This is a genomic window from Streptomyces sp. NPDC005866, from assembly GCF_040629895.1.
Classification (GTDB): domain Bacteria; phylum Actinomycetota; class Actinomycetes; order Streptomycetales; family Streptomycetaceae; genus Streptomyces.
Window position 1 is genome coordinate 69011 of sequence record NZ_JBEXWP010000002.1, and the last position, 21234, is coordinate 90244.

Annotated in this window: 18 protein-coding genes, 1 other RNA gene and 3 pseudogenes; 14 read left to right on the top strand and 8 right to left on the bottom strand. The window is 68.3% G+C overall.

What is annotated here, in order from left to right; genetic code table 11:
- Positions 1-13 precede the first annotated feature (13 nt).
- The 4 genes from ftsX (at position 14) to ssrA (ending at position 3591) form a co-directional block, all read left to right on the top strand.
- Entirely contained in the window at positions 14-931 is a 918-nt protein-coding gene (gene ftsX / locus ABZ396_RS02700) for a permease-like cell division protein FtsX (protein WP_358922365.1), read from the top strand.
- Positions 932-1319: 388 nt separating this feature from the next.
- A complete protein-coding gene (locus ABZ396_RS02705) occupies positions 1320-2489 on the top strand; it encodes a S41 family peptidase (protein ID WP_358922364.1) in 1170 nt (389 codons plus the stop codon).
- 98 nt (positions 2490-2587) lie between these two features.
- Positions 2588-3130, top strand: coding sequence for an SsrA-binding protein SmpB (gene smpB / locus ABZ396_RS02710; RefSeq protein ID WP_358922362.1), 543 nt, complete (start codon positions 2588-2590; stop codon positions 3128-3130).
- A gap of 92 nt (positions 3131-3222) precedes the next feature.
- Positions 3223-3591, top strand: a transfer-messenger RNA (tmRNA) gene (ssrA, locus tag ABZ396_RS02715).
- Between the two features lie 52 nt (positions 3592-3643).
- On the opposite strand, the pseudogene ABZ396_RS02720 reads toward ssrA, so the two are convergent.
- The 3 genes and pseudogenes from ABZ396_RS02720 to ABZ396_RS02730 all read right to left on the bottom strand — a co-directional run.
- Positions 3644-4174: pseudogene (locus ABZ396_RS02720) on the bottom strand (LacI family DNA-binding transcriptional regulator); the annotation flags it as partial.
- Positions 4174-5838: pseudogene (gene yicI, locus ABZ396_RS02725) on the bottom strand (alpha-xylosidase); the annotation flags it as partial. The pseudogenes ABZ396_RS02720 and yicI, both read right to left, overlap by 1 nt.
- Positions 5839-5934: 96 nt before the next feature.
- Positions 5935-7233, bottom strand: a complete 1299-nt coding sequence (locus ABZ396_RS02730; RefSeq protein ID WP_358922360.1) for an MFS transporter — start codon at positions 7231-7233, stop codon at positions 5935-5937.
- Between the two features lie 84 nt (positions 7234-7317).
- Between ABZ396_RS02730 and ABZ396_RS02735 the strand changes: the two genes are divergently transcribed.
- From ABZ396_RS02735 to ABZ396_RS02750, 4 genes are all read left to right on the top strand, one after another.
- Positions 7318-8289, top strand: coding sequence for a LysR family transcriptional regulator (locus ABZ396_RS02735; RefSeq protein ID WP_358922358.1), 972 nt, complete (start codon positions 7318-7320; stop codon positions 8287-8289).
- A 159-nt stretch (positions 8290-8448) separates the two neighbouring features.
- Positions 8449-9477, top strand: a complete 1029-nt coding sequence (locus ABZ396_RS02740) for a hypothetical protein (protein WP_358922356.1) — start codon at positions 8449-8451, stop codon at positions 9475-9477.
- On the top strand, positions 9477-11675 hold the full coding sequence (locus ABZ396_RS02745; RefSeq protein WP_358922354.1) for a glycosyltransferase: 2199 nt from the start codon (positions 9477-9479) through the stop codon (positions 11673-11675). Before ABZ396_RS02740 ends, ABZ396_RS02745 begins: the two co-directional genes overlap by 1 nt.
- Positions 11672-12880 (top strand): acyltransferase, encoded by a 1209-nt coding sequence (locus tag ABZ396_RS02750; RefSeq protein WP_358922352.1) that lies wholly within the window; start codon positions 11672-11674, stop codon positions 12878-12880. Before ABZ396_RS02745 ends, ABZ396_RS02750 begins: the two co-directional genes overlap by 4 nt.
- 12 nt (positions 12881-12892) lie before the next feature.
- On the opposite strand, the gene ABZ396_RS02755 is transcribed toward ABZ396_RS02750, so the two are convergent.
- From ABZ396_RS02755 to ABZ396_RS02770, 4 genes and pseudogenes are all read right to left on the bottom strand, one after another.
- Complete coding sequence (locus ABZ396_RS02755; protein ID WP_358922350.1) at positions 12893-13351, bottom strand: barstar family protein; 459 nt, start codon at positions 13349-13351, stop codon at positions 12893-12895.
- A 105-nt stretch (positions 13352-13456) separates the two neighbouring features.
- Positions 13457-13825, bottom strand: coding sequence for a hypothetical protein (locus ABZ396_RS02760; RefSeq protein ID WP_358922348.1), 369 nt, complete (start codon positions 13823-13825; stop codon positions 13457-13459).
- A 54-nt stretch (positions 13826-13879) separates the two neighbouring features.
- Positions 13880-14359 (bottom strand): hypothetical protein, encoded by a 480-nt coding sequence (locus tag ABZ396_RS02765; RefSeq protein WP_358922346.1) that lies wholly within the window; start codon positions 14357-14359, stop codon positions 13880-13882.
- Between the two features lie 325 nt (positions 14360-14684).
- Positions 14685-15311: pseudogene (locus ABZ396_RS02770) on the bottom strand (putative T7SS-secreted protein); the annotation flags it as partial.
- A 337-nt stretch (positions 15312-15648) separates the two neighbouring features.
- Between ABZ396_RS02770 and ABZ396_RS02775 the strand changes: the two are divergent.
- The 6 genes from ABZ396_RS02775 to ABZ396_RS02800 all read left to right on the top strand — a co-directional run bounded on the left by ABZ396_RS02775 (position 15649) and on the right by ABZ396_RS02800 (position 20270).
- Positions 15649-16311 carry a hypothetical protein gene (locus tag ABZ396_RS02775; RefSeq protein ID WP_358922344.1) on the top strand — a complete coding sequence of 221 codons (663 nt, stop codon included), beginning with the start codon at positions 15649-15651 and terminating at the stop codon, positions 16309-16311.
- Positions 16312-16382: 71 nt separating this feature from the next.
- Complete coding sequence (locus ABZ396_RS02780; protein WP_358922343.1) at positions 16383-17342, top strand: hypothetical protein; 960 nt, start codon at positions 16383-16385, stop codon at positions 17340-17342.
- A gap of 6 nt (positions 17343-17348) precedes the next feature.
- Positions 17349-17990, top strand: coding sequence for a hypothetical protein (locus ABZ396_RS02785; RefSeq protein ID WP_358922342.1), 642 nt, complete (start codon positions 17349-17351; stop codon positions 17988-17990).
- Positions 17987-18289 (top strand): hypothetical protein, encoded by a 303-nt coding sequence (locus ABZ396_RS02790; RefSeq protein WP_358922341.1) that lies wholly within the window; start codon positions 17987-17989, stop codon positions 18287-18289. The genes ABZ396_RS02785 and ABZ396_RS02790 overlap by 4 nt, the downstream gene beginning before the upstream one ends.
- Positions 18286-19677 carry a hypothetical protein gene (locus ABZ396_RS02795; RefSeq protein ID WP_359183702.1) on the top strand — a complete coding sequence of 464 codons (1392 nt, stop codon included), beginning with the start codon at positions 18286-18288 and terminating at the stop codon, positions 19675-19677. Before ABZ396_RS02790 ends, ABZ396_RS02795 begins: the two co-directional genes overlap by 4 nt.
- 5 nt (positions 19678-19682) lie before the next feature.
- Positions 19683-20270, top strand: coding sequence for a hypothetical protein (locus tag ABZ396_RS02800; RefSeq protein WP_358922339.1), 588 nt, complete (start codon positions 19683-19685; stop codon positions 20268-20270).
- Here the strand turns inward: ABZ396_RS02800 and ABZ396_RS02805 are convergent.
- Positions 20253-20666, bottom strand: coding sequence for a hypothetical protein (locus ABZ396_RS02805; RefSeq protein ID WP_358922338.1), 414 nt, complete (start codon positions 20664-20666; stop codon positions 20253-20255). The two genes, ABZ396_RS02800 and ABZ396_RS02805, sit on opposite strands and share 18 nt — an antisense overlap.
- Between the last annotated feature and the right edge of the window lie 568 nt (positions 20667-21234).

A 21234-nucleotide genomic window follows, 5' to 3' on the forward strand; every position in this document is an offset into this window, starting at 1 on the left:
ATAACCCGACGCCATGCGCGCCCAGTTCGTACTGTCGGAGATCGGAGTCGGTCTCCGCCGCAATCTGACGATGACCTTCGCGGTCGTCGTCTCGGTCGCCCTGTCCCTGGCGCTCTTCGGTGGCTCGCTCCTGATGAGCGACCAGGTCACCACCATGAAGGGCTACTGGTACGACAAGGTCAACGTCTCGATCTTCCTCTGCAACAAGAGCGACGCCGAGTCCGACCCCAACTGTGCCAAGGGCGCGGTCACCGAGGACCAGAAGAAGCAGATCCAGGCGGACCTCGGCAAGATGTCGGTGGTCGAGAAGGTCACCTACGAGTCGCAGGACCAGGCGTACAAGCACTACAAGCAGCAGTTCGGCGACTCACCCCTGGCCGACTCCCTCACGCCGGACCAGATGCAGGAGTCGTACCGGATCAAGCTGAAGGACCCGCAGAAGTACCAGGTCGTCGCGACCGCCTTCGACGGTCGTGACGGGGTGCAGTCCGTCCAGGACCAAAAGGGCATTCTGGACAACCTCTTCGGGTTGCTGAACGGCATGAACTGGGCGGCACGCGCGGTCATGGCGATGATGCTGATCGTCGCGCTGATGCTGATCGTCAACACCGTGCGCGTCTCGGCGTTCAGCCGTCGGCGGGAGACCGGCATCATGCGCCTGGTCGGTGCCTCCGGCTTCTACATCCAGGCCCCGTTCATCGCGGAGGCCGCCGTCGCCGGCCTGATCGGCGGCACGGTCGCCTGCGGATTCCTGGTGATCGCCCGCTACTTCATCATCGACCACGGCCTGGCGCTCTCCCAGAAGCTGAACCTGATCAACTTCATCGGCTGGGACGCGGTGTTGACCAAGCTCCCGCTCATCCTCGCAACGAGCCTCCTGATGCCCGCGCTTGCGGCGTTCTTCGCGCTGCGCAAGTACCTGAAGGTGTGACCGCTCCCCTCCCGGGAGGGAGGGGATTCCTGGCTCGGGCCACCTCCTGGAGCGCCGCTCCAGGAGGTCTCGCGCCGGCGTGGGGCGACACCCGTAGGGGGGATGGGTGTACCGGACGTGCCCGGCCGCCTCGTTGGCCTTCCGCCGTACCTTGGCCACTTCGGCCACTTCGTCGGCCCCTCTGCCCGGTCACCGCGCTTTTCATCGGACAATAAGGGCGATCTCCGAACATCTGGGCACACTTGGGTCACCGCAACTCTCACGAGTGAACCCTTGATCGTCTCGTGGACGCCGTGTTCCCCCTGGGGCGGAGAGGCGTGACGGATGCCACGAGGGGCGTACGAACAACCTCCCGTGCGGTCCTTCGGGTTGTCCTAGACTCACCGGCATGTCAGGCCGAGAGCTGTTCTGTCCCCCCCGCCGGGTTCGCCGGGTGGCGGCTCTGACGTTGGTGTTCGCAGGCCTGTTGGTGACCGGCGCGGCCACCGGGGCGTTTCCCGACCCCGGGCAGGCCGACCGGAAGACGCCCACCGGGGCCGCCCTCGCGGCCGACGGGCAGGAGGACGTCGCCAAGGCCGCCGCCGACGCGATGGCCGACGGCAAGTCCCCCATGGAGGCCGCCGAACGGGCCGTGAGCCGCAGCGGGGACCGGTGGGCCGCGGTCTACTCCGAGGGCGAGTACCAGGAGTTCGAGGAGTCGCTCGACGGCCAGTACACCGGTGTCGGGCTGTGGGCCCGGCTCGAGCGGGACGGGCGGATCGAGGTGACCAAGGTGCAGCCCGGGTCGCCCGCGGCCGCCGCCGGCATCAAGAGAGGCGACCGGCTGCGCAGCGTCGACGGGGAGAACGTCGACGGGCGGCCCGTCACCGACGTCGTCTCGTTGCTGCGCGGTGACGCCACCGACGCCCGCGCCGGTACGACCGTCGACCTCGGGCTCGAACGCGGCACGCACGCGTGGAGCGAGACCCTGCGCCGGGCGCTGCTGTCCACCGACTCGGTGACCGTCCGCAAGCTGCCCACCGGCATCACCGTCATCAAGATCTCCGCCTTCACCAAGGGCTCGGGGGATCTTGTGCGCGACGCGGTCCGGCAGGCCCCCGCCGACGCCGGGATCATCCTCGACCTGCGCGGCAACTCCGGCGGCCTGGTCAGCGAGGCCGTCACCGCCGCCTCCGCCTTCCTCGACGGCGGCCTGGTCGCCACCTACGACGTCGACGGCGCCCAGCGCTCCCTGCACGCCCACGCCGGCGGCGACACCACGAGGCCCCTGGTCGCGCTCGTCGACGGCGGCACGATGAGCGCGGCCGAGATGCTCACCGGCGCCCTCCAGGACCGCGGCCGTGCGGTCGTCCTCGGCTCCCGCACCTTCGGCAAGGGCTCCATCCAGATGCCCACCCGGCTCCCCGACGGCTCCGTCGCCGAGCTCACCGTCGGCCACTACCGCACCCCCTTGGGCCACACCGTCGACCGCCGGGGCATCACCCCCGACCTGGAGGTGGACTCCGGGGCGCTGGAGCGGGCGGAGACGGTCCTCAGCGGCCTGGGCGACCCGTCCTAGATCGTCGCAGGCCTTGCGGAACCGCGGAACCCGCTGCTAATCCGCTTCCCTCGCACCCCCTCCGTAGTGCGAAAATGGAGGGCACTATGGCCAAGGGAATGTACGTACCGAAAGAGTCCCAGCAGAAGCAGCAGGGGACGGCCGCCAAAGCCAGGGACGGCGAGAAGGGCGGCAAGCGCAAGATCGTCGCGCAGAACAAGAAGGCGCGGCACGACTACGCGATCATCGACACCTACGAGGCCGGCATCGTCCTGTCCGGCACCGAGGTGAAGTCGCTGCGGCAGGGCCGGGCCTCGCTGGTTGACGGCTTCGTCCAGATCGACGGCAACGAGGCGTGGCTGCACAACGCGCACATCCCCGAGTACAGCCAGGGCACCTGGACCAACCACTCGGTGCGCCGCAAGCGCAAGCTGCTGCTGCACCGGGAGGAGATCGACAAGCTGGAGGTCAAGGCCCAGGAGACGGGTCACACGATCGTGCCCCTCGCCCTGTACTTCAAGGACGGCCGCGCCAAGGCGGAGATCGCCCTCGCCCGAGGCAAGAAGGAGTACGACAAGCGGCAGACCCTGCGGGAGCAGCAGGACCGCCGGGAGTCGGACCGGGCGATCGCTTCGGCCAAGCGGCGGCAGCGGGACGCGTAGCCGACGGGAATAGGCTGGCACCGTCGTGCGTTGGTCACGTACGATGGGGTCAACACCGGGGGAACCCGGTGTGCACATTGAGAAATCAACATGGGGATGATCGGTTTCGACAGCGGATGTCGAGGCAGGGGAAGCGTGTCGAGGAAGCGGCCATGATCTCGTAAACCACAGGCCGAAAAAAATAATCGCCAATACCAAGCGCGATTCCTTCGCCCTCGCTGCCTAAGTAGCGACTTGCGAAGTGTCAGCCCGGGGCTGTTCCCGACCCGGATCCTGGCATCAGCTAGGGAACTAAACCTTGATCCCGGTCACGGGGTGAAGAGGGAAATCTAACAGTGACTGGGCCCGTCGGCGACTTGTTCGCGTGATCGCCGGGGCCGAGAAAATCACAGCGGACTGCGCACGGAGAAGCCCTGGTTCCGCACCGTTGGACGCGGGTTCGATTCCCGCCATCTCCACAGTCTCCATGTTCACGAGGGCCCGGTGGTCAAGACCACCGGGCCCTCGTCGTGCCCGGTGTCCCAACCCCGCCAGCCGCTCCACGCACAGCTCACCGGCCGCCCGAAAGTCCAGGTCGACACAGGTCAGGCCCTCGGAGGAGGCCGGGAAGCCGATCAGTACCGACGGCCGCTCCAGCGCGCGCAGCAGCGGCAGCCGGGGGTCGTGCAACTGGACGTCCATCACGATCAGCGCGTCCACCAGGGCCGTGTCGGCGACCCGGTGCAGCCCCTCCTCGCCCTCCTCCTGGGTCAGGAGCAGTACGTCGTGGTCGTACCGGCGGGCCGTCGTCACCACCGACACCACGAACTGCATGACGACCGGGACGTGGATGCCGGTGCGTAGGGGGATCACCAGGGCGAGGACGTTGGAGCGGCTGCTGGCCAGGGCGCGGGCGCCGGCGTGCGGGCGGTAGCCCAGTTCGTGGATGGACGCCTCGATCCGCCGCCGGGTCTCCTCCGAGATCGGGCGCTTGCCGCTGAGCGCGTAGGACACCGTGCTGGGGGAGACCCCGGCGTGCCGCGCCACGTCGGTGATCTTCACCATCAGCCCAGCTCCAGGGAGAGAAACCCGGTGCCGGCCGCCGCCCGCGCCGTCCGCTCCCCGGCCGCCAGACACCACGCCGCCGCCGGATCACCGCATGAGGCCCGCAGCGTGTCCCCTTCACGTACGACGGTGAAGGTGACGTCCCCGACCGGCACCGTGACCTGCGCGCCGCGCTCCAGACCGTACGCCCGCAGCGTCACCCCGTCCGCGTGGTCGTAGTCCGGGCGGTCCGCCACCGCGCCGACCGGGATCACCGCACCCGGCCGCACCAGCAGCGGCACGCTCAGGAAACCGTGCCGCTCACGCACCGAGCGCGGCCCGGTCACGGTCGCCCCGGTCACGAAGCACGTCCAGGTTCCCTCGGGGACGTAGTACGAGACCTCCCCCTCGTCGCTGAACACCGGCGCCACCAGCAGATCCGGGCCCAGCATGTACTGCCGTTCCAGATGCGCGCACCCGGGATCGTCCGGGAACTCCAGGACCATCGCCCGCATCATCGGCAGGCCCTCGGCGGAGGCGGTGCGCGCGGCCTCGTACAGGTACGGCATCAGGCTCAGCTTCAGCCGGGTGAAGTGCCGGAGCACTTCCACGGATTCGTCGTCGAAGAGCCAGGGGACGCGGTACGACGAGCTGCCGTGCAGCCGGCTGTGGGAGGAGAGGAGCCCGAAGGCCAGCCAGCGCTTGAACAGCGCCGGCGTGGGCGTGCCCTCGAAGCCGCCGATGTCATGGCTCCAGTAGCCGAAGCCGGACAGGCCGAGCGAGAGCCCGCCGCGCAGCGACTCGGCCATCGACTCGTACGTCGCCTCGCAGTCGCCGCCCCAGTGCACGGGGAACTTCTGGCTCCCGGCCGTCGCCGACCGCGCGAAGAGGACCGCCTCGCCCTCACCCCGGTGCTTGCGCAGCACCTCGAAGACGGTCCGGTTGTACAGATAGGTGTAGTAGTTGTGCATCCGCTCCGGGTCCGACCCGTCGGACCAGGCCACGTCCACCGGCACCCGTTCCCCGAAGTCGGTCTTGAAGCAGTCGACACCCTGGGCGAGCAGGGCCTCCAGCTTGCCCGCGTACCAGTCGCGGGCCGCCGCGGACGTGAAGTCCACCAGTGCCATCCCCGGCTGCCACAGATCCCACTGCCACACGCTCCCGTCCGGTCGCCGCAGCAGGTGTCCCAGTTCCCTCCCTTCGACGAACAGCGGCGACCGCTGCGCGATGTACGGATTGATCCAGACGCACACCCGCAGTCCGCGCTCGTGCAGCCGCGCCAGCATCCCCTCCGGGTCGGGGAAGACCCGCGGGTCCCACCGGAAATCGCACCAGTTGAACTCCCGCATCCAGAAACAGTCGAAGTGGAAGACGGAGAGCGGGAGTTCACGCTCCCGCATGCCGTCGATGAAGGACGTGACCGTCTTCTCGTCGTACGACGTGGTGAAGGACGTCGAGAGCCAGAGGCCGAAGGACCAGGCGGGCGGGAGCGCCGGACGGCCGGTCAGGGCCGTGTACTTGCGCACGATGTCCTTCGGGGCCGGGCCGTGGATGACGTAGTACGTCAACTGCTGTGATTCCACGCTGAACTGGACCCGGGACACCGCCTCCGAACCGACCTCGAAGGACACCTTTCCCGGATGGTCGACGAAGACGCCGTAGCCCGCGTCGGTCAGATAGAAGGGGGAGCCGGATGGATGGTGCTCGCCCCGCGTCGAATCGGTTCGATGCGGGGCGTCGAAGCGCTTCGACGGGGAAGGTAGGTGCGGGCTGTGGGGGCGTCAATGGGTGCGGCGGGAATTGGGGGAAGCGATTCGACTGGCCGTGTTGACCAGAAGAGCTACCGCGGCCGCCGCGGCCGGGGTGGTGAACGCGGCCGTCGGCGAGACGTGTTCCGCCGCCCAGCCGCCGACCGCGGAGCCCGCGGCGATACCGGTCAGCAGTGCGGTCACGACCAGGCTCATCCCCTCGTTGAGGCGGCCCGCGGGGGTGCGGTCCTGGACCAGGGTCATCGCGGTCACCATCGTCGGGGCGGTCGCCATACCGGCCACGAGCAGGGCGGGCGCCAGGGCCCAGAGGCTGTCGATGGTGCGAGCGGCGAGGAGGGGGAGGGACATCAGGGCCGCCATCGCCAACAGGCATGTCGGCAGCCGCCGTTCGGCCGGCCCCGCCGGCCTGAGCGCCCCGTAGACCAGCCCCGCCGCGCAGGAGCCGGCCGCCTGGAGGGCGAGAACGGCACCGGCCGCCGAACGGTGGCCCTGGGCGTCGGCGTAGGCGATCGTGACGACCTCCATCGAGCCGAACACCGCGCCGGTCGCGACGAAGCAGGCCAGGAGGGAAGGGATGCCCAGCGGTCCCTTCCCGGCGCGGGTGGCCCGGAGCGGTGGCTCGGTGGCCCGCTGGGCGGTGAACAGCACCATGCCGGACAGCAGCAGGACCGCGCCGACCAGCGTGCCGGCCTCCGGGAAGAACGTGCCGGTCAGGAAGGACGCCAGCACCGGGCCGAGCATGAAGCACAGCTCGTCGGCGGCCTGTTCGAAGGAGTTCGCGGTGTGCAGGGCGTCCGGGTCGTCGCGCAACAGGTGGGCCCAGCGGGCGCGGGACATGCCGCCGAGGTTGGGGGTGGTGGCGGTTGCCGCGTAGGCGGCGAACAGGGTCCAGTCCGGGGTGCCGAAGCGGACGCAGAGCAGCAGGGCGAGGCTGCCGAGGACGGCGATGACCGTGGTGGGTACGGCGACCCGCGCCTGTCCGTACCGGTCGACGAGCCGCGCCACCCACGGCCCGGCCACCGCCGTCGCCGCGAGGCCGGTCGCGGTGACGGCGCCGGCGAGGGCGTACGAGCCACGGGAACCCGCGATCATCACGACCGCGCTGACGCTGAACATGCCCATCGGCAACCGGGCCAGCAGGTTCCCGGCGGTGAAGGCGCGGGTGCCGGGGCGGGCGAAGAGGCGGCGGTAGGGGCCGGGCCGGCGGCGGGAGCCGGCGGAGCGGCGGGGGCCGAAGTCGACGGTGACGAGGGCGTCGGCGGTGACGGTGTGAAGGAGCTTCCGGGGGCTCGGCTCAGTCGGTTGCGGCATGGACACCACAGTCGCCCGGAGCCGATCAGGGGGTCCAACACCTGCTCGGCGCCGATTCACGCAGTCGTGTTGTAAGTTCGCGTGATGTCAGCGCCCGCCCACATCGACCCCCGGCTCCTGCGTGTCTTCGTCACCGTCGCCGAGGAACTGCACTTCACCCGTGCCGCGGCCCGGCTGTACGTCGCCCAGCAGGCCCTGAGCCGTGATGTACGGCGACTGGAGCGGGAGTTGGGCGCCGAGCTGTTCCTCCGGACCACCCGGCAGGTCGCCCTGACCGCCGACGGCGCCCGTCTGCTGCCGTACGCCCGCCGGGTGCTGGCCGCCCAGGACGCGCTGCTCGCCGCGTTCGGGCAGGCCCGGCCGTTGCTGGTGGACCTCAACTCCCCGGGCCTGGAGACCGGCCGCCGGGTGCTGCACCGCGCCCGCGAACTCGCCCCCGACTGCGAGCTGATGGCCCGCTATGAGAGCGGGCTCACCGGAGCGGCGGCCCAACTCCTCGCCGGGCGGCTCGACGCGTCCTTCGGACGGTTCGCGGGACTGGATCCGGCGCTGCGATCCGGACTCGAACAACAGCCCGTACGATTCGAACGCATGGCCGTAATTCTCCCCTCCGATCACCGGCTTGCGGCGCTGGACGCGGTGCCGCTGGCCGCGCTGGCCGGCGAGACCGTGTACGCCGGCGCCGGGAACGAGCGCACCCTGGAATGGACTGACCTGGCCTTTCGCCTCTTCGAAGGGCGAGGTATCGCGGTCGCGCCACCCCTGCCGCTGGCCGTCGGGGAGGAGGAATTCGAGCGCATCATGACCAAGAACCGGAATTCGATCCTCGGGGTAGTGGGATTTCCGGCCATACCTGGGACGGTCTCGCGGCCCCTGGTCGATCCGGTCCCGTTGTCGCCCGTGTCCCTCGTGTGGCGAAAGGGGCTGGTCCATCCGGGAGTGGACGCGCTGCGGCGGGCGGCCGCCGAGATCGGGCGGGCGGAAGGCTGGCTTCAGCGGCCGGCCGATGGATGGATTCCGGCCAGTGATCAAGATGTGATGGACGACCACAAATGACACATCGAGAACACGGCACCCCCTCGTGCGCTAGCTTCATGGCCCCGAGCACGGAGAGCTAAAAGGGGGCGCTCGGAACCGGGTGGGGGCTCGGTTCCGTCGACGTGTGCTCGGGTTCGTCAGCGCGCCCAGAACAGTCCCGTGGGGGGATGTAAGCGCGTGAAAAGTTGGCGAGAAGAAACCCAGCCGGAATTGCTCCAGGTGGCCCTGGACGCCCGGGATGTGCCACTGGCGGGACGAGACGAGCCGAGGGAGGCCCTCCAGGGCGCTGACGGTTCCGAACTGACCGAGGTGCTGCAGACCGGTGCGCTGCGGGATCCGTGGAGCGGCGCGGAGGGTCTGGGTCTGGGCGGTGCCGAGGGTCTGGGTCTGGGCGGTGCAGCGGGCCTGGGCGTGGGCCTGGGTGGTGCAGCGGGCCTGGTCTCGAGCAGTGCCGAGGGCTTGGGCCTCAGCAGTGCGGAAGACCTCGTCTCCAGCAGTGCAGCGGGCCTGGTCCCCAGCGGTGCAGCGGGCTCGGTCTCGGTTCATGACCCGGACGAGGTGACCATCCAGCACGATGTCGGCGCCGTGCGGATACGGCCGCCCGGTGCGGCGGACGCCTCCGACGCGCCCGTCTTCGTCGACGAGTCGGGGCGCCGCAGCCGCCGGTTCCGCAGGCTCGGGATGGCCGTCGGCCTCGCCTGCGCGGTCTACGCGGTCGTCATCGTCGTAACCCTGCTGTCGGGCAGTTCCGACGCGCCCTGGCTGCCGGTGCCCGGGCAGAACGACGACAGGCCGGCCAGCAAGGTCGACGACTCGCCGCAGCCCGCGCGGTCCGCCCGGTCCTCGGGCGACGGCGCCCCGGTGGCTGGACCGGTCGTCAGCGGCGGTACGGCCCCGTCGGCCCGCGCCTCCTCGCGGATGCGCGGAGCGGGGAAGAAGGGTGCTGTCCGGCCGAGCGCGTCGGCGTCCGCGCACCCGACATCACCCGCCGGGGCGACGGGCTCCCCGCCCAAGCCCGGGTCGTCGTCCGCGGCGGCCTCGCCGTCCCCGGTGGCGCCCTCGTCGGACGCCCCGACCCCTGCCGCGTCGTCGCCCCCGGCCTCGCCCAGCGATTCGCCCGCCCCGACCGGCGGCCCGGTCGCCGAGGGCGCGGCCCCCCGGAACGGGACCGGCGCCGCCTCCTCCTCTCCCGCCCCAGTCCTCTGATGGCAACCCGCACCCGCACCCGCACCCGGACCGGTCGTCATGGGGCCGCGCCCGCACCCACCGACGGCTCCAGGCGCCGCCGCCTGTCCATGCGTCTGACGCTGCCCGTGCTGGTCCTCGCCGCCGTGATGGCGATGCTGATGCTGCGCGGCTACGTCCACAGCGAGATCCTCGCCGACCACCGCGTCCGCCCCGAGGCATCCTCCGACAAGGTCCCGGAGAAGATCCTGGACGGCGGCCCGGTCATCGACACGCGGGGCGGCCGTACGACGTCGCTGCGCATCCCCGACCGCCGTCTGGTCCTCACCTTCGACGACGGCCCCGACCCGACCTGGACCCCGCAGGTCCTGGACGTCCTGAAGAAGCACCACGCGCACGCCGTCTTCTTCGTCACCGGCACCATGACCTCCCGCTATCCGCAGCTGGTCCGGCGCATGGCGGCCGAGGGCCACGAGGTCGGCGTGCACACCTTCAGCCACCCCGACCTGTCGTACCAGTCGAGGAAGCGCATCGACTGGGAGCTGTCCCAGACCCAGCTGGCGATCACCGGCGCGGCCGGTATCCGTACGTCGCTCTTCCGGCCGCCCTACTCCTCCTTCGCCGACGCGATGGACAACCGTTCCTGGCCGGTGACGGAGTACATCGGTACGCGCGGCTACATCACCGTCGTCAACAACACGGACAGCGAGGACTGGCGTAAGCCCGGCGTCGACGACATCATCCGCAACGCGACTCCGCACGGCGGCAAGGGCGCGGTCGTCCTGATGCACGACTCGGGCGGCGACCGCCACCAGACGGTCCAGGCCCTGGACCACTTTCTTCCCCTGCTCCAGCACCGCGGCTACACCTTCGACAACCTCACCGAGGCCCTGAACGCACCGAGCGCGCACACCCCGGTCGCCGGCCCCGACCTGTGGCAGGGCATGGCGTGGATCTCCCTGGTCCAGGCGGCGGACGGCGTCACGGACGCGCTGGTGGCCGGCCTTGCGGTGATCGGCGCGGCGGTGCTGGCCCGTTTCGCCCTGATGCTCTGGCTCTCCTTTGTGCACACCCGCAGGGTCCGCCGCAGGGGCTTTTGCTGGGGCCGCCCGGTGACGGAACCGGTCTCCGTCCTCGTCCCGGCCTACAACGAGGCCAAGTGCATTGAGAGCACGGTCCGTTCACTGATCGCGAGCGAGCACCCGATCGAGATCCTCGTCATCGACGACGGTTCGACGGACGGCACGGCACGGATCGTGGAGGACCTGCACCTGCCGGACGTCCGGGTGATCCGCCAGATGAACGGGGGCAAGCCGGCGGCTCTCAATCGCGGTCTCGCCAACGCCCGTCACGACATCGTCGTGATGATGGACGGCGACACGGTGTTCGAACCGGCCACGGTCCGGGAGCTGGTCCAGCCCTTCGGCGATCCGCGGGTCGGCGCCGTCGCCGGCAACGCGAAGGTCGGCAACCGGGACTCACTGATCGGCGCCTGGCAGCACATCGAGTACGTGATGGGCTTCAACCTGGACCGCCGTATGTACGACGTACTGCGCTGCATGCCGACGATCCCCGGCGCGGTGGGCGCCTTCCGCCGCACCGCCCTGGAACGGGTCGGCGGCATGAGCGACGACACCCTCGCCGAGGACACGGACATCACGATGGCCATCCACCGGGACGGCTGGCGGGTGGTGTACGCGGAACGGGCACGGGCCTGGACCGAGGCCCCGGAGTCCGTCTCCCAGCTCTGGTCCCAGCGCTACCGCTGGTCGTACGGCACGATGCAGGCGATCTGGAAACACCGCGGGGCGCTGCTGGACCGGGGGCCGTCGGGCCGCTTCGGCAGGGTAGGCCTGCCTCTGGTGTCCCTGTTCATGGTGGTAGCCCCTCTCCTCGCTCCCTTGATCGACGCGTTCCTCCTCTACGGCATCGTCTTCGGCCCGACGCAGAAGACGATCGGCGCCTGGCTGGGCGTGCTGGCCGTCCAGGCGCTCTGCGCGGCCTACGCCTTCCACCTGGACCGCGAACGCATGACCCATCTCATCTCGCTCCCCCTCCAGCAGATCCTCTACCGCCAGCTCATGTACGTCGTACTGCTCCAGTCCTGGATCACGGCCCTCACCGGCGGCCGCCTGCGCTGGCAGAAGCTGCGGCGCACGGGTGTGGTCGAGGCGCCGGGCGGCGGCGTCGGCCGGACCAAGGGGAGGCAGGCGGCATGACACAGGCCGAGACGAAACCAAGGGTGCCCTCGGAGCCGGGGAAGGGGACGGGCGGGGGCGGCGGCCGGGACCGCTACCTGGACCTCCTCCGCTCGCTGGCCCTGCTCCGAGTAGTGACCTACCACCTCTTCGGCTGGCCGTGGCTGACGGTCCTCTTCCCTTCCATGGGCGTGATGTTCGCGCTGGCGGGCTCGCTGATGGCACGCAGCCTGAACCGCCCGGCGGCGAACGTGATCCGGGGCAGGCTCCGCCGTCTCCTCCCGCCGCTGTGGCTGTTCAGCGCGGTACTGCTGACGCTGATGCTCACGGCGGGCTGGAACCCTCTGACGGACCCGGACGTCGGAGGCGGATGGGCCGGCTGGGCAAGGCTGATCGACTACTTCCTCCCGATCGGCGCCCCGCCGTACCCCGAACACCTGGGCTCGGCATCGGGCCTGCTGGACGACACCTGGGCGGAACAGGCGGCGGGCCCGCTGTGGTACCTGCGCGCGTACGTGTGGTTCGTCCTGCTGTCCCCCTTGCTGCTCTGGGCGTTCCGCAAGGCGCCGCTGCCGACGACGCTGGCCCCGCTGGCGCTGACGGCGGTGGTGGGCACGGGATGGGTACGGATCCCCGGCGAAACGGGCAACGCGGTAACGGACTTCGCGGTGTACGGCGGCTGCTGGATCCTGGGCTTCGCCCACCACGAGGGCGCCCTGGCGCGGGTCCCGCGCTACGTGGCGGTCTCGCTGTCCTGCCTGGTGATGGCGCTGGGCCTGTGGTGGGCGTCGGGCCACCTGGGCCCCGACGGCTGGGACCTGAACGACATCCCACTGGCGCAGGCGTGCTGGTCGTTCGGTGCGGTGGTCCTGCTCCTCCAATACGCCCCGTCATGGCGTGAGTTGCCTGGCCGCCTCCGCCGCTGGGACAGACCGATCACCCTCTCCAACAACCGCGCGGTGACGATCTACCTCTGGCACAACATGCTGATCATGGCGACAGTCCCGATCATCGACCAGGCGTACAACCTGCCGTTCATGGCCTCCGACCGAGCGGCGTCCCTGCTGGACTCGACGTACGGCTTCTGGATGTCCGTGGTGGTGTGGCCCCTGATAGCGGTGGCGGTGGTGACGTTCGGGTGGGTGGAGGATGTGGCGGCGGGGCGCAGGGCACGGTTGTGGCCGGACGGGGTACGGCGAGGGCGGGCTCGCCGGCGGGCGCCATGAGACGCCGCTGCCTCAGTGCCATTCCTCGGGATTCAGCGCGACTCCCACGAATCCGTCCCCCGTGGTGACGGTCAGATCATGCTGCCCGACGCGGACCGCGATCTTCGCGGGGTCGAAATCATGGAACTCGAAGACGAAAATGTTCGGCGATGGCGGGCCGGTCCCGGCCCAGGGGCCGCCGTCGAGGTCCACGGCCGAGTTCGCGCGGTCGGCGCCTTGGCAGAGAACCGATACCAAGAGCGGGAAGTATTCCGCCTGCAGCAGGAGGTCCGCACCGTGGACGACGCCCGCGATCCCCACTTCCCCTGTGACCTCGCCGCACAGGTCGTCCAGGCAGTCGACCACAGCATCCCAGTTCCTGCCGAAGTATCCGGGGAAGCACAGGACTTCCGCGAAGGTGCGGTAGACCCCCTGTTCGGTCACCAGCTCGCGGGCGTCGAAGTGGTGAACCCGTCCGCCCTTCGCCGTCAACTCCGACAACTGCCGCCGGACCTCGGCCGAACGTCACCTGTCGCGCATTGCTTCCCACGACTGGCTGTTCGGGACCTCGGCGGGCTGGGCCGACAGGTAGATCTTTCACTCGTCCGGTGACAGACCCGAAACGCTCACCGCAAGGAGCCGGCGGAGACGCTTCACCTCTTCCACAAGTCGGGGCACAGCCTCTCTGGCCATCGCGATGAACGCTGCGTTCTCGTCCCAGCGCTCGTCGGCGCAGTCCACACAACGCGGTTCCTGGACCAGGGTCGCCGCGACCAACTCCCCATGGTCGAAGTTGGGCCACCTCTCTCCGCGCCCGATGTCCTCCACCGTGCCGACCGCGACCCGGCTCATGGCATGGCCGTCATCGAGGTTTCTGACAAACCACGGCCCGGGTGTGGCCGCGGAGCACAGTTCCTCGATGTGCTCGAGGTCGGGTTCCGGGCCTTCGCTGTCCCTGCCGAGCACCGCGCTCCCTGCTGTATGTCGACGATCGTGACGCTCGAAGAGGCCTGGACCTTCTTACGCGGCGGCGCTGAAGGAGTCCACGAAGTCCTTCACAACCACCGCGGAGAAGGGGTCGGCCGCTGGATCCTCTGGTGTGAGCAGACTGACGGTGTAGTACTCGGCCATCAGAAGGCCCGTTCCTTCGACCGCCTGCCCGATGTCAGGGTCATCCGTCCTGATTCCGGAGATCGTGGTGGCGTGCAGCGGCCCGGTACGGCGCCGGTAGAAGACGGCGAACGGTCCCTGCCCCGAGTCGTCCAGCGCATAGCCGTTCTCCTCCCAGAAGTCCTCCATCTCCGGGCCGGAGGAGAAGGTGACGATGCCGGAGTAGTCGTCGTCGGGTTCGGGCAGTCGCCAGTCCGCCTCATGGGCAGCCGGCTCCACGGACAGCAGGAGCCGCGGCCACCGGCGCACCGCGCGTGCCACGAAGCGTCGCATGGCGTCGGGGAAGGCCGAGTCCGCGGTGAAGTCGGTCGAGTGGCCAGTGAGATCCACGGGAGTTCCTCGCAGTGGTGCGTTTCTGGGCGACCTGCGTCGCTCAGGCCGTCCAGCCCGAGGTCGGGCCGTGATAGCGGATCGCGTCACGGGGGATGGTCACGTCACTGTTGGAGAACCAGATGTGATCCCGTTCGCCCCTCAGACGCCCGGAGAAGAGCTTCTTCTCGGCCTCGAACTCGATCATGTATTCGCTCTTCTCCTTCGTGAGGCCGAGGTAGGACTTGAAGCCGCCGGGCTTCTTGGCTACCTCTGCCGGGCTCATCGGTGTGACGTACACCGCGGCCGCGGTTCTGCCCTGGGTCGTCGCCGGCACCTTCACACCGGCCGCGTCGTCGCGCATCTTCCGGGCGTCCTCGGCCATCTTCTTCGCGGCGTCGAGGGCGTTCTGCGCGGTGGTGACGTCCGACTGGGCCGTGGTATGGGCGGACTTGGCGCTCTGGACGTCGCGGGTGGCGGCGCGGACCTTCGCCTCGTCCGGCTTGTCGGCGCTGGATTTGCTGCCGGTGGGGTCGTCCTTGTACTTGTCCGCTTCCTTGCCCGCCCGGGTGACCCACGAATCAGCCGAGGAGAGACGGGACTTGGCGGAGGAGAGGTCTGACTGGGCGTCCTTCGCCTTGGCGAGGGCCTTGTCGGCCAGGGCCTGCGCGCGCTCCAGCTTGGGCCAGTAGTCCGAGAGCGCGTCGCCGCACAGCTCGTACGACTTCTTCAGCTTCTTCAGGTTCTTCGGAACGTCCTTGAACTGCTCCTTGAAGATGTCCGCGGACTTGCCCGCCCACTGCAGCAGCGTGTCCTCGCCGGCCATGCCTTTGACCAGGCGCAGGGCGTCGGAGACGTCGTCGGCGAAGTCGTGCAGCTGCTTGGCCAGGGAGCGGACGCGTTGCGGGTCGCCCGGTGTCGGGTCCTTGTCAAGGTCGAGTGGATGCCAGTCCGCCGGCCGATACCCCGCCATAACCCCGCAACCCCCGTCGCGTACGCCCCGTCAACAAACCTGTGCACACGTGAAGTTACAGGTCCCGCCGGTTTGAAGTGAAGGCCGTTCCGTGATCGGCCGACGAGAGCCGCCACTGCCGTCGGGTACCAGCCCTTTGCGCGGGCCAACTGAGGGTCGCGACGATGTCACGGGACGGCACCAAAGCTGAGGCGGGGGAGTTGAGTTGCCCGACTATGATCTGCCGTGCGCGTTTCGTTCGGCTGGGTCCCAGCAAATCGCTCTGGTGCGTTCCGGATAGACCCCGATACCGTATTCGCTGCTTCGCAGACCCCAACCGCCCCACCAGGAGCCCACCGTGACCCGCCGTTCCCGCCTGCTCACGACAGCCACCGCCGGTGTGACCGCCGCACTGCTGCTTGCCGGCTGCGGCGGAGGCGACGGAGGTGACTCCAAGTCGAACGACAAGATCGCGGGCGCGGACACGGGGGCGTCGACTTCGGCTTCGCCGAGCGCGTCTGCTTCCACCGCGTCCGATGGTCGCCCGAAGCTCGACATGCCGTCCGACTTGTCGTACAGCTTTGACTGGGCACAGACTGGCAACGCCGACAAGGATGCAGTACTGGCCGACAGCGAGCAGTCCATCAAGGCAGTGGATCTCGCTATCGTTCATCAGGACGCCCTCGACAAGGCCTACCTCTACTACTACGAGGGTGAAGCGGCCGCAGGTACGCAGAAGTTCATCCAGAACTATGTCGACCACAAAGCAAGCATCACCGGCGCCTATCGCTTCTACTCTCCTGACGTAGCTGTTTCCAAGGATGGGACGGCTTCCTTCAGCTATTGCGAAGACCAGGGCAAGGCGTTCGTGAAATATCTCAAGACCAATGAGATCAGGAAGACCAAAGTCACCGCGAAGAGCTACGTCGCTTATCACGCCTCATTGAAGAAGAACACCAAGGGTGTCTGGGTGGTCGAGAAGATCATTTCTCAGATTGGGAGTGCCGAGTGCCAGCCTTGATGCGTAAGCCGTGCGCTTTTCCCCTGCTGGTTGCTCTGGGGACTTGTCTGTCCCTTCTAACTGTTCCGAGCGTGGCCAACGCCGATGACGTCCTTGATGGCAAAGCGCAGAATTCTGAGCCGGGACCGAAGGGCGACAGTAGTCCGGACGGGACGATCTCGGCCAGCGCATCAGGTGTCGTCTACGACACCTCCAAGAACGGCTCCGGTCCTTCCGTGGGCGCAGTCGCCTCCACCACCTCCTGGACCCCGCCTGCCTGCTGGTACGCCCCGAAATACACCCCAGCTCAGCTCAAGGCCTACGTGGAACCGATCTGGGCGGCCGACTCGACGGGCTATGAATGGGACGCACAGCAGCGCGACCGCTACGTCAACGGGAAGCCGTACAAGGACTTCAACCAGGACAAGGCCGACAAGGGCTACTGGTGGGACTCGTACGTGGACAAGAGCTTCCCGCCCGGGTGGGACAAGTGCGACAAGCCCATCTTCTGGGTGGACAAGGGCGCCACCCCGCCGGCGGACATCGAGAATGCCGTAACTCCGAAGGTTCTCGGCGAACTCGCGTACAAGGAGATCCGCGTCCCGACCACGGAGGTGAGCCTGGCCCCCGCAGGGACGACGAAGGTCAACCTCGCCACCTGGGCCTGGCTCGACGGCGCGAAGTTCAAGCCGGTGTCGGTCACCGCCAGCGTTCCGCTGCTGGGTATCTCGGCGACAACCACCGCCGAACCGGTATCCCTCAAGATCGACCCGGGAACTTCCGATGCCGTCACCTATCCAGCCTCGGGTGTCTGCGAGATCAATAACGGAAGTATCGGGGAGAAGTACAGCGCGGGCAACGCTGACAAGACGCCACCCTGTGGGGTGAAGTACCTCCGCTCGTCCGGCAACGGCTCGTACCAGCTCAAGGCCACGGTCACCTGGAAGATCAGCTGGACAGGCAGCGACGGCAGCGGCGACGACCTGCCCGACGGCGCCTTCGGCAACCCTCAGGATGTCACCGTGCAGGAGATCCAGTCCGTCAACCGATGAGAGACATTGGGCGCCGTGCCTGAGCGAATGAATGCATGCCGAGAACAGACGGTTCGTCAGGCACCCGCCTTCGGGCTGATCACGCCCGACGACTGGTACCGCATTCCGCTGCAGCCGCCGGATCGTCGTGAGGCCTCGATCAGTGCCTTGATCCGGCGGCAGTTCGCCGGGGTTGACGATCAGCCCGTACTGCGCCGCAAGGCAGAGGACCAACTCCGCAGCGCGGCCGAGGCGGGGGTCGAGCGAGGCGGTCTGGTGCTGTATCTGTCGTTCCTGGAAGCGGGCGGTATTCCGCTCTCGGCCTCGCTGCTGGTGTCGCACCTCCACGAGAAGTTCGACAGCCTTGACGCGGTGGCGGCCCTGAGCGGCTCCGGTGAGGTCGAACCAGTGACCCTGCCCGCCGCAGGGCGAGCGGCCCGGTTGTTGCGTCGTGACCGGACCAAGGAGTCACGCCGGCTGGGATCCGAGTTCCAGGACACGATCGTGGAGTATTTCATCCCGGTTCCGGACCGCGACGACGTGTTGATGCTGACCTTCAGCACACCTCTGGAGCCGATCGCGGACGCCGTGGTGGAGTTGTTCGACGCGGTGGCCGCGACCTTGCGCTGGCGGCACCGCGGCGAGGAGACGACGGGGGCACAGGCGTGAGTAAGAAACTCAAGGTCTCGACCGACGACCTGCACACGGCCGGAGCGGGCTTGCGATCGGTGGCGACGGAGTTCGAAGGACTCGACAAGCTCATGGATTCTTACGATCGTCACACAGTCGGGCACAAGCTTCTGTACGAGCGGCTGCAGGACTTCTCCGACGGCTGGGACGACAACCGCAAGAAGATGGTCGAGCAGATCCAGGGACTCGGCCAGTTGGCCCACGAAGCAGGCAAGGCCTACACGGAGTTGGATACGGCGCTGTACAGCGCGCTGGTGGGCAAGGGACAGAAGAAGTGAGCCGCCCGGCGGACTACCGGTGGGAAGTGCTGGGCGAGAGCGGCGATCCCGTACCGGGCGACGTTCACGAGATGGAAGCACTCTCACGCAGGTTCGAGGCCACGGCCAAGGCCATCTCCGGCACCGTCGCGGCGCTGCGTCGTCTCGGCAACCAGGAGAGCTGGGACTCCGATGCGGGACGGGCCTTCGCCGACAAGGCGAACGACACCGCCCGGACGGTGAGCAGGGCGCACGACCGCTACGCCGGGGCCGGAGCGGCTCTCAAGGAGTACTACACCGATCTGGAGACCGTCCAGGGCGACGCGGACCGCCTCCTCACCCAGGCGGAACAGCAGCACGACGATCTGTCCTCGGCCCGGTCCAAGGCCGAGAACCCGCCCAAAGGCACGGATCAAGACGGGCAGGGCAAGCTCGACAAGAAGGTGACCGACCTCCAGGACGGGCTCAACGACCTCCGGGACAAGCTGGCAGCGGTGAAGACCCGCCATGAGAACGCGGGGAACAAGGCGGCCAAGCGCATTGACGACACAACACGGGGCGACGGACTCAACGACTCTTGGCTGGACGACCTACGGGACACCTTGACCTGGGTCGCCAATGCAGCAGGTGCCATCGCCGCGGTGTGTGGGGTGGTGTCCCTGCTCGTCGGTTGGATCCCCATCATCGGGCAGGCGATCGCCGGCGTCCTGGGGACCGTCGCACTGTTGATGACTGTGGTCTCGCTCGCTTGTCACCTGCTGCTCGCCATCAACGGGGACGGCTCCTGGAGCGATGTGGCGATGGACGTCCTCGGGCTCGCGACCTTCGGTCTCGGGCGCGTCTTCTCTGCGGGATCCAAGCTCGCGGCCACGGTCGGGCGCAGCCGCGTGTGGACCGCTGCCACACAGTACGTCCGTGCATGGAATCCGACGCTCGGTACGGCGGCCAGACGGGCCCTCGTGGTCGAGATGGTCGGCCAGCGCGCGGGCGCGGTACCCGGCGCCGTGCTCCCCGAAGTGTCGTTCGCCGCCGCGTTCAAGGGCCTGAAAGGCTCCTTCGTGGACGACTTGGGTGCCGTCCGAAGCAACTGGCGCGATCTGTTCAAGGTCGGCGACAACCTGGCTGCGGCCCGCAACGCGTACAACACGGCGGGAGTGCGCGGCCTGGCCAGCATGTATGTGGGGCCGGGCATGGTGGATGAACTCGGTCGCATGAGGAATGTGTCCTCCGCGGATCTCGACTTCATCGGCGCCCCCGACGCCTTCAAGAAGGCTCTGTCCTACAACGCCTGGGCCCTCGGGGCCACAGGCATCGGAGCGACTTCCGACACCAACAGCTTCGTCGGGCTGTGGGGCGAAGACCCGGACATCGATGTGACCGGCCCCGATGCCGTGCTGACCGGAAAGTGAGATTCGTGGAGACCGCGGGGAACTGGCGCGAGTGCCGGGTCGCATTGACGCCATCGGTGAACTGGTTGGTCCTCGATCTGGGACGCGAAGATCCGGAAGAGTGGGCGCAGGAGGTCTCGGAACAGCACATCGACGGTGAACCTTCGGCGGAATCGCGTCGCGCTTTCGCCGAAGACCTTCTGTGGTACTGGGGCACCGCCGTACGGCAGCGGGCGGTGTGCGCGGCGCTACTGGCCCCGCCGAACGGCGCGGTCCTGGCCAGCTATACAGCACGGGAGCTGAAGGCCCCTCCAGAAGCCTTGAACATGGACGTGCTCAGGGCCGAAGCGGCCTGTGCGGAAGGCCCCTTTTTCGGGAGGCCTGCGCTTACCGAGGTCGAACTCCCTCTGGGACCGGCACTCCGAGTCCACCGTTTCGAGCCCACCGCGCCTGAGACCGACACCAGCGCGATCCTGGAAGGCGTGAGTCATTACGTGCTGCCGCGGGACTACCCGACGCTCCTGGAATGCCGACTCTTGTGGATGACGCTGGGATTGGGTGAGGAACTGGGAAGTATCGCCGACGAATTGGCGAACTCAGTCCGTCTGGTGTGAGTTCGAAGGTCGACGGGACCCGAAGCGGTCTCCTACGACCCCTCCCAAGCCCAGCTTTTCCCACGGGACCATGGCCAGCGGCATCCAAGCGAAACCGATGGCGAAGACAGCCACAAGGGTGGTGACCCCCTGGGGAAGGATCCATCCCACCTGGGACACGACGATCGACATGACCAGGAGATAGACGCCGAAGACCAGGAGGGCGAGCACCTTCAGCAAGGCAGAGCCCAGGCCGACCGGCGGCTCCTGCTCGTTGCCCCGCACCATGCCGAACAAGATCATCGGGAGCGTCAGGCCGATGACACCGCCCGCACCGATACCGCCGACAATCAAAGCGGTGCGTCCGTGGTCAGGCACCATGGTCGAAATCGGAGAGACGTCCGCCAACTCGTCCATGAACGCAACTCCCGCGAAGGCCCCGAGTGCCATGGCAGCGAGGACCACAACCACTGCTGCCCCGAACAGGATGTTCCCCAGGGGAGAGCGCTGAGGGCGCTGTGCCGTGGAACCCTCGGTCCTCGAAGCATCGGGCATGAGCTCTCCCATTCCTGAGTGGGGTGCGGTAGAGGATAGCGAGCATCACTCGTCGAACCACGCACCAGCCGTACATTCTCTCGCCGTGATCCCCGCCTGGTCTCCGTCAGCGTCCAAACCGGTCCATGGGCCGTCCCCCGCGGACCGCGTACCGGCGGCGGGCCGTAGGGGTGGGTTCTGCCGATGGCGTTCGCCTCCGGTCAGGTCAGCCAGGGCTTCACCTGGTGTCGAAGTCACGCACGCCGAAGAGGCAGGCGAAGGCCTCGTAGGCCCGGGTGCGGTAGTCCGGCCAGCCGTGGATGTCCGTTCCCGTGCGGGTCACTGTGCCAAGGGGCGGTCAAGTTTCCCATGAGTGAGGGACGTTCGGACGTAGGGGGATCGGCCGCGTGAAAAACTGCTCCGGTTGCGCAAGCGAAGAGTGAGCGGCCGG

Excerpts from the sequence above, each read along its gene's own strand:
- ftsX (WP_358922365.1), top strand. The coding sequence starts at position 14 with ATGCGCGCCCAGTTCGTACTGTCGGAGATCGGAGTCGGTCTCCGCCGC.
- ABZ396_RS02735 (WP_358922358.1), top strand. The coding sequence starts at position 7,318 with ATGTCAGCGCCCGCCCACATCGACCCCCGGCTCCTGCGTGTCTTCGTC.
- ABZ396_RS02730 (WP_358922360.1), bottom strand. The coding sequence starts at position 7,233 with ATGCCGCAACCGACTGAGCCGAGCCCCCGGAAGCTCCTTCACACCGTC.
- ABZ396_RS02805 (WP_358922338.1), bottom strand. The coding sequence starts at position 20,666 with ATGGACGAGTTGGCGGACGTCTCTCCGATTTCGACCATGGTGCCTGAC.
- ABZ396_RS02750 (WP_358922352.1), top strand. The coding sequence starts at position 11,672 with ATGACACAGGCCGAGACGAAACCAAGGGTGCCCTCGGAGCCGGGGAAG.
- smpB (WP_358922362.1), top strand. The coding sequence starts at position 2,588 with ATGTACGTACCGAAAGAGTCCCAGCAGAAGCAGCAGGGGACGGCCGCC.
- ABZ396_RS02705 (WP_358922364.1), top strand. The coding sequence starts at position 1,320 with ATGTCAGGCCGAGAGCTGTTCTGTCCCCCCCGCCGGGTTCGCCGGGTG.
- ABZ396_RS02745 (WP_358922354.1), top strand. The coding sequence starts at position 9,477 with ATGGCAACCCGCACCCGCACCCGCACCCGGACCGGTCGTCATGGGGCC.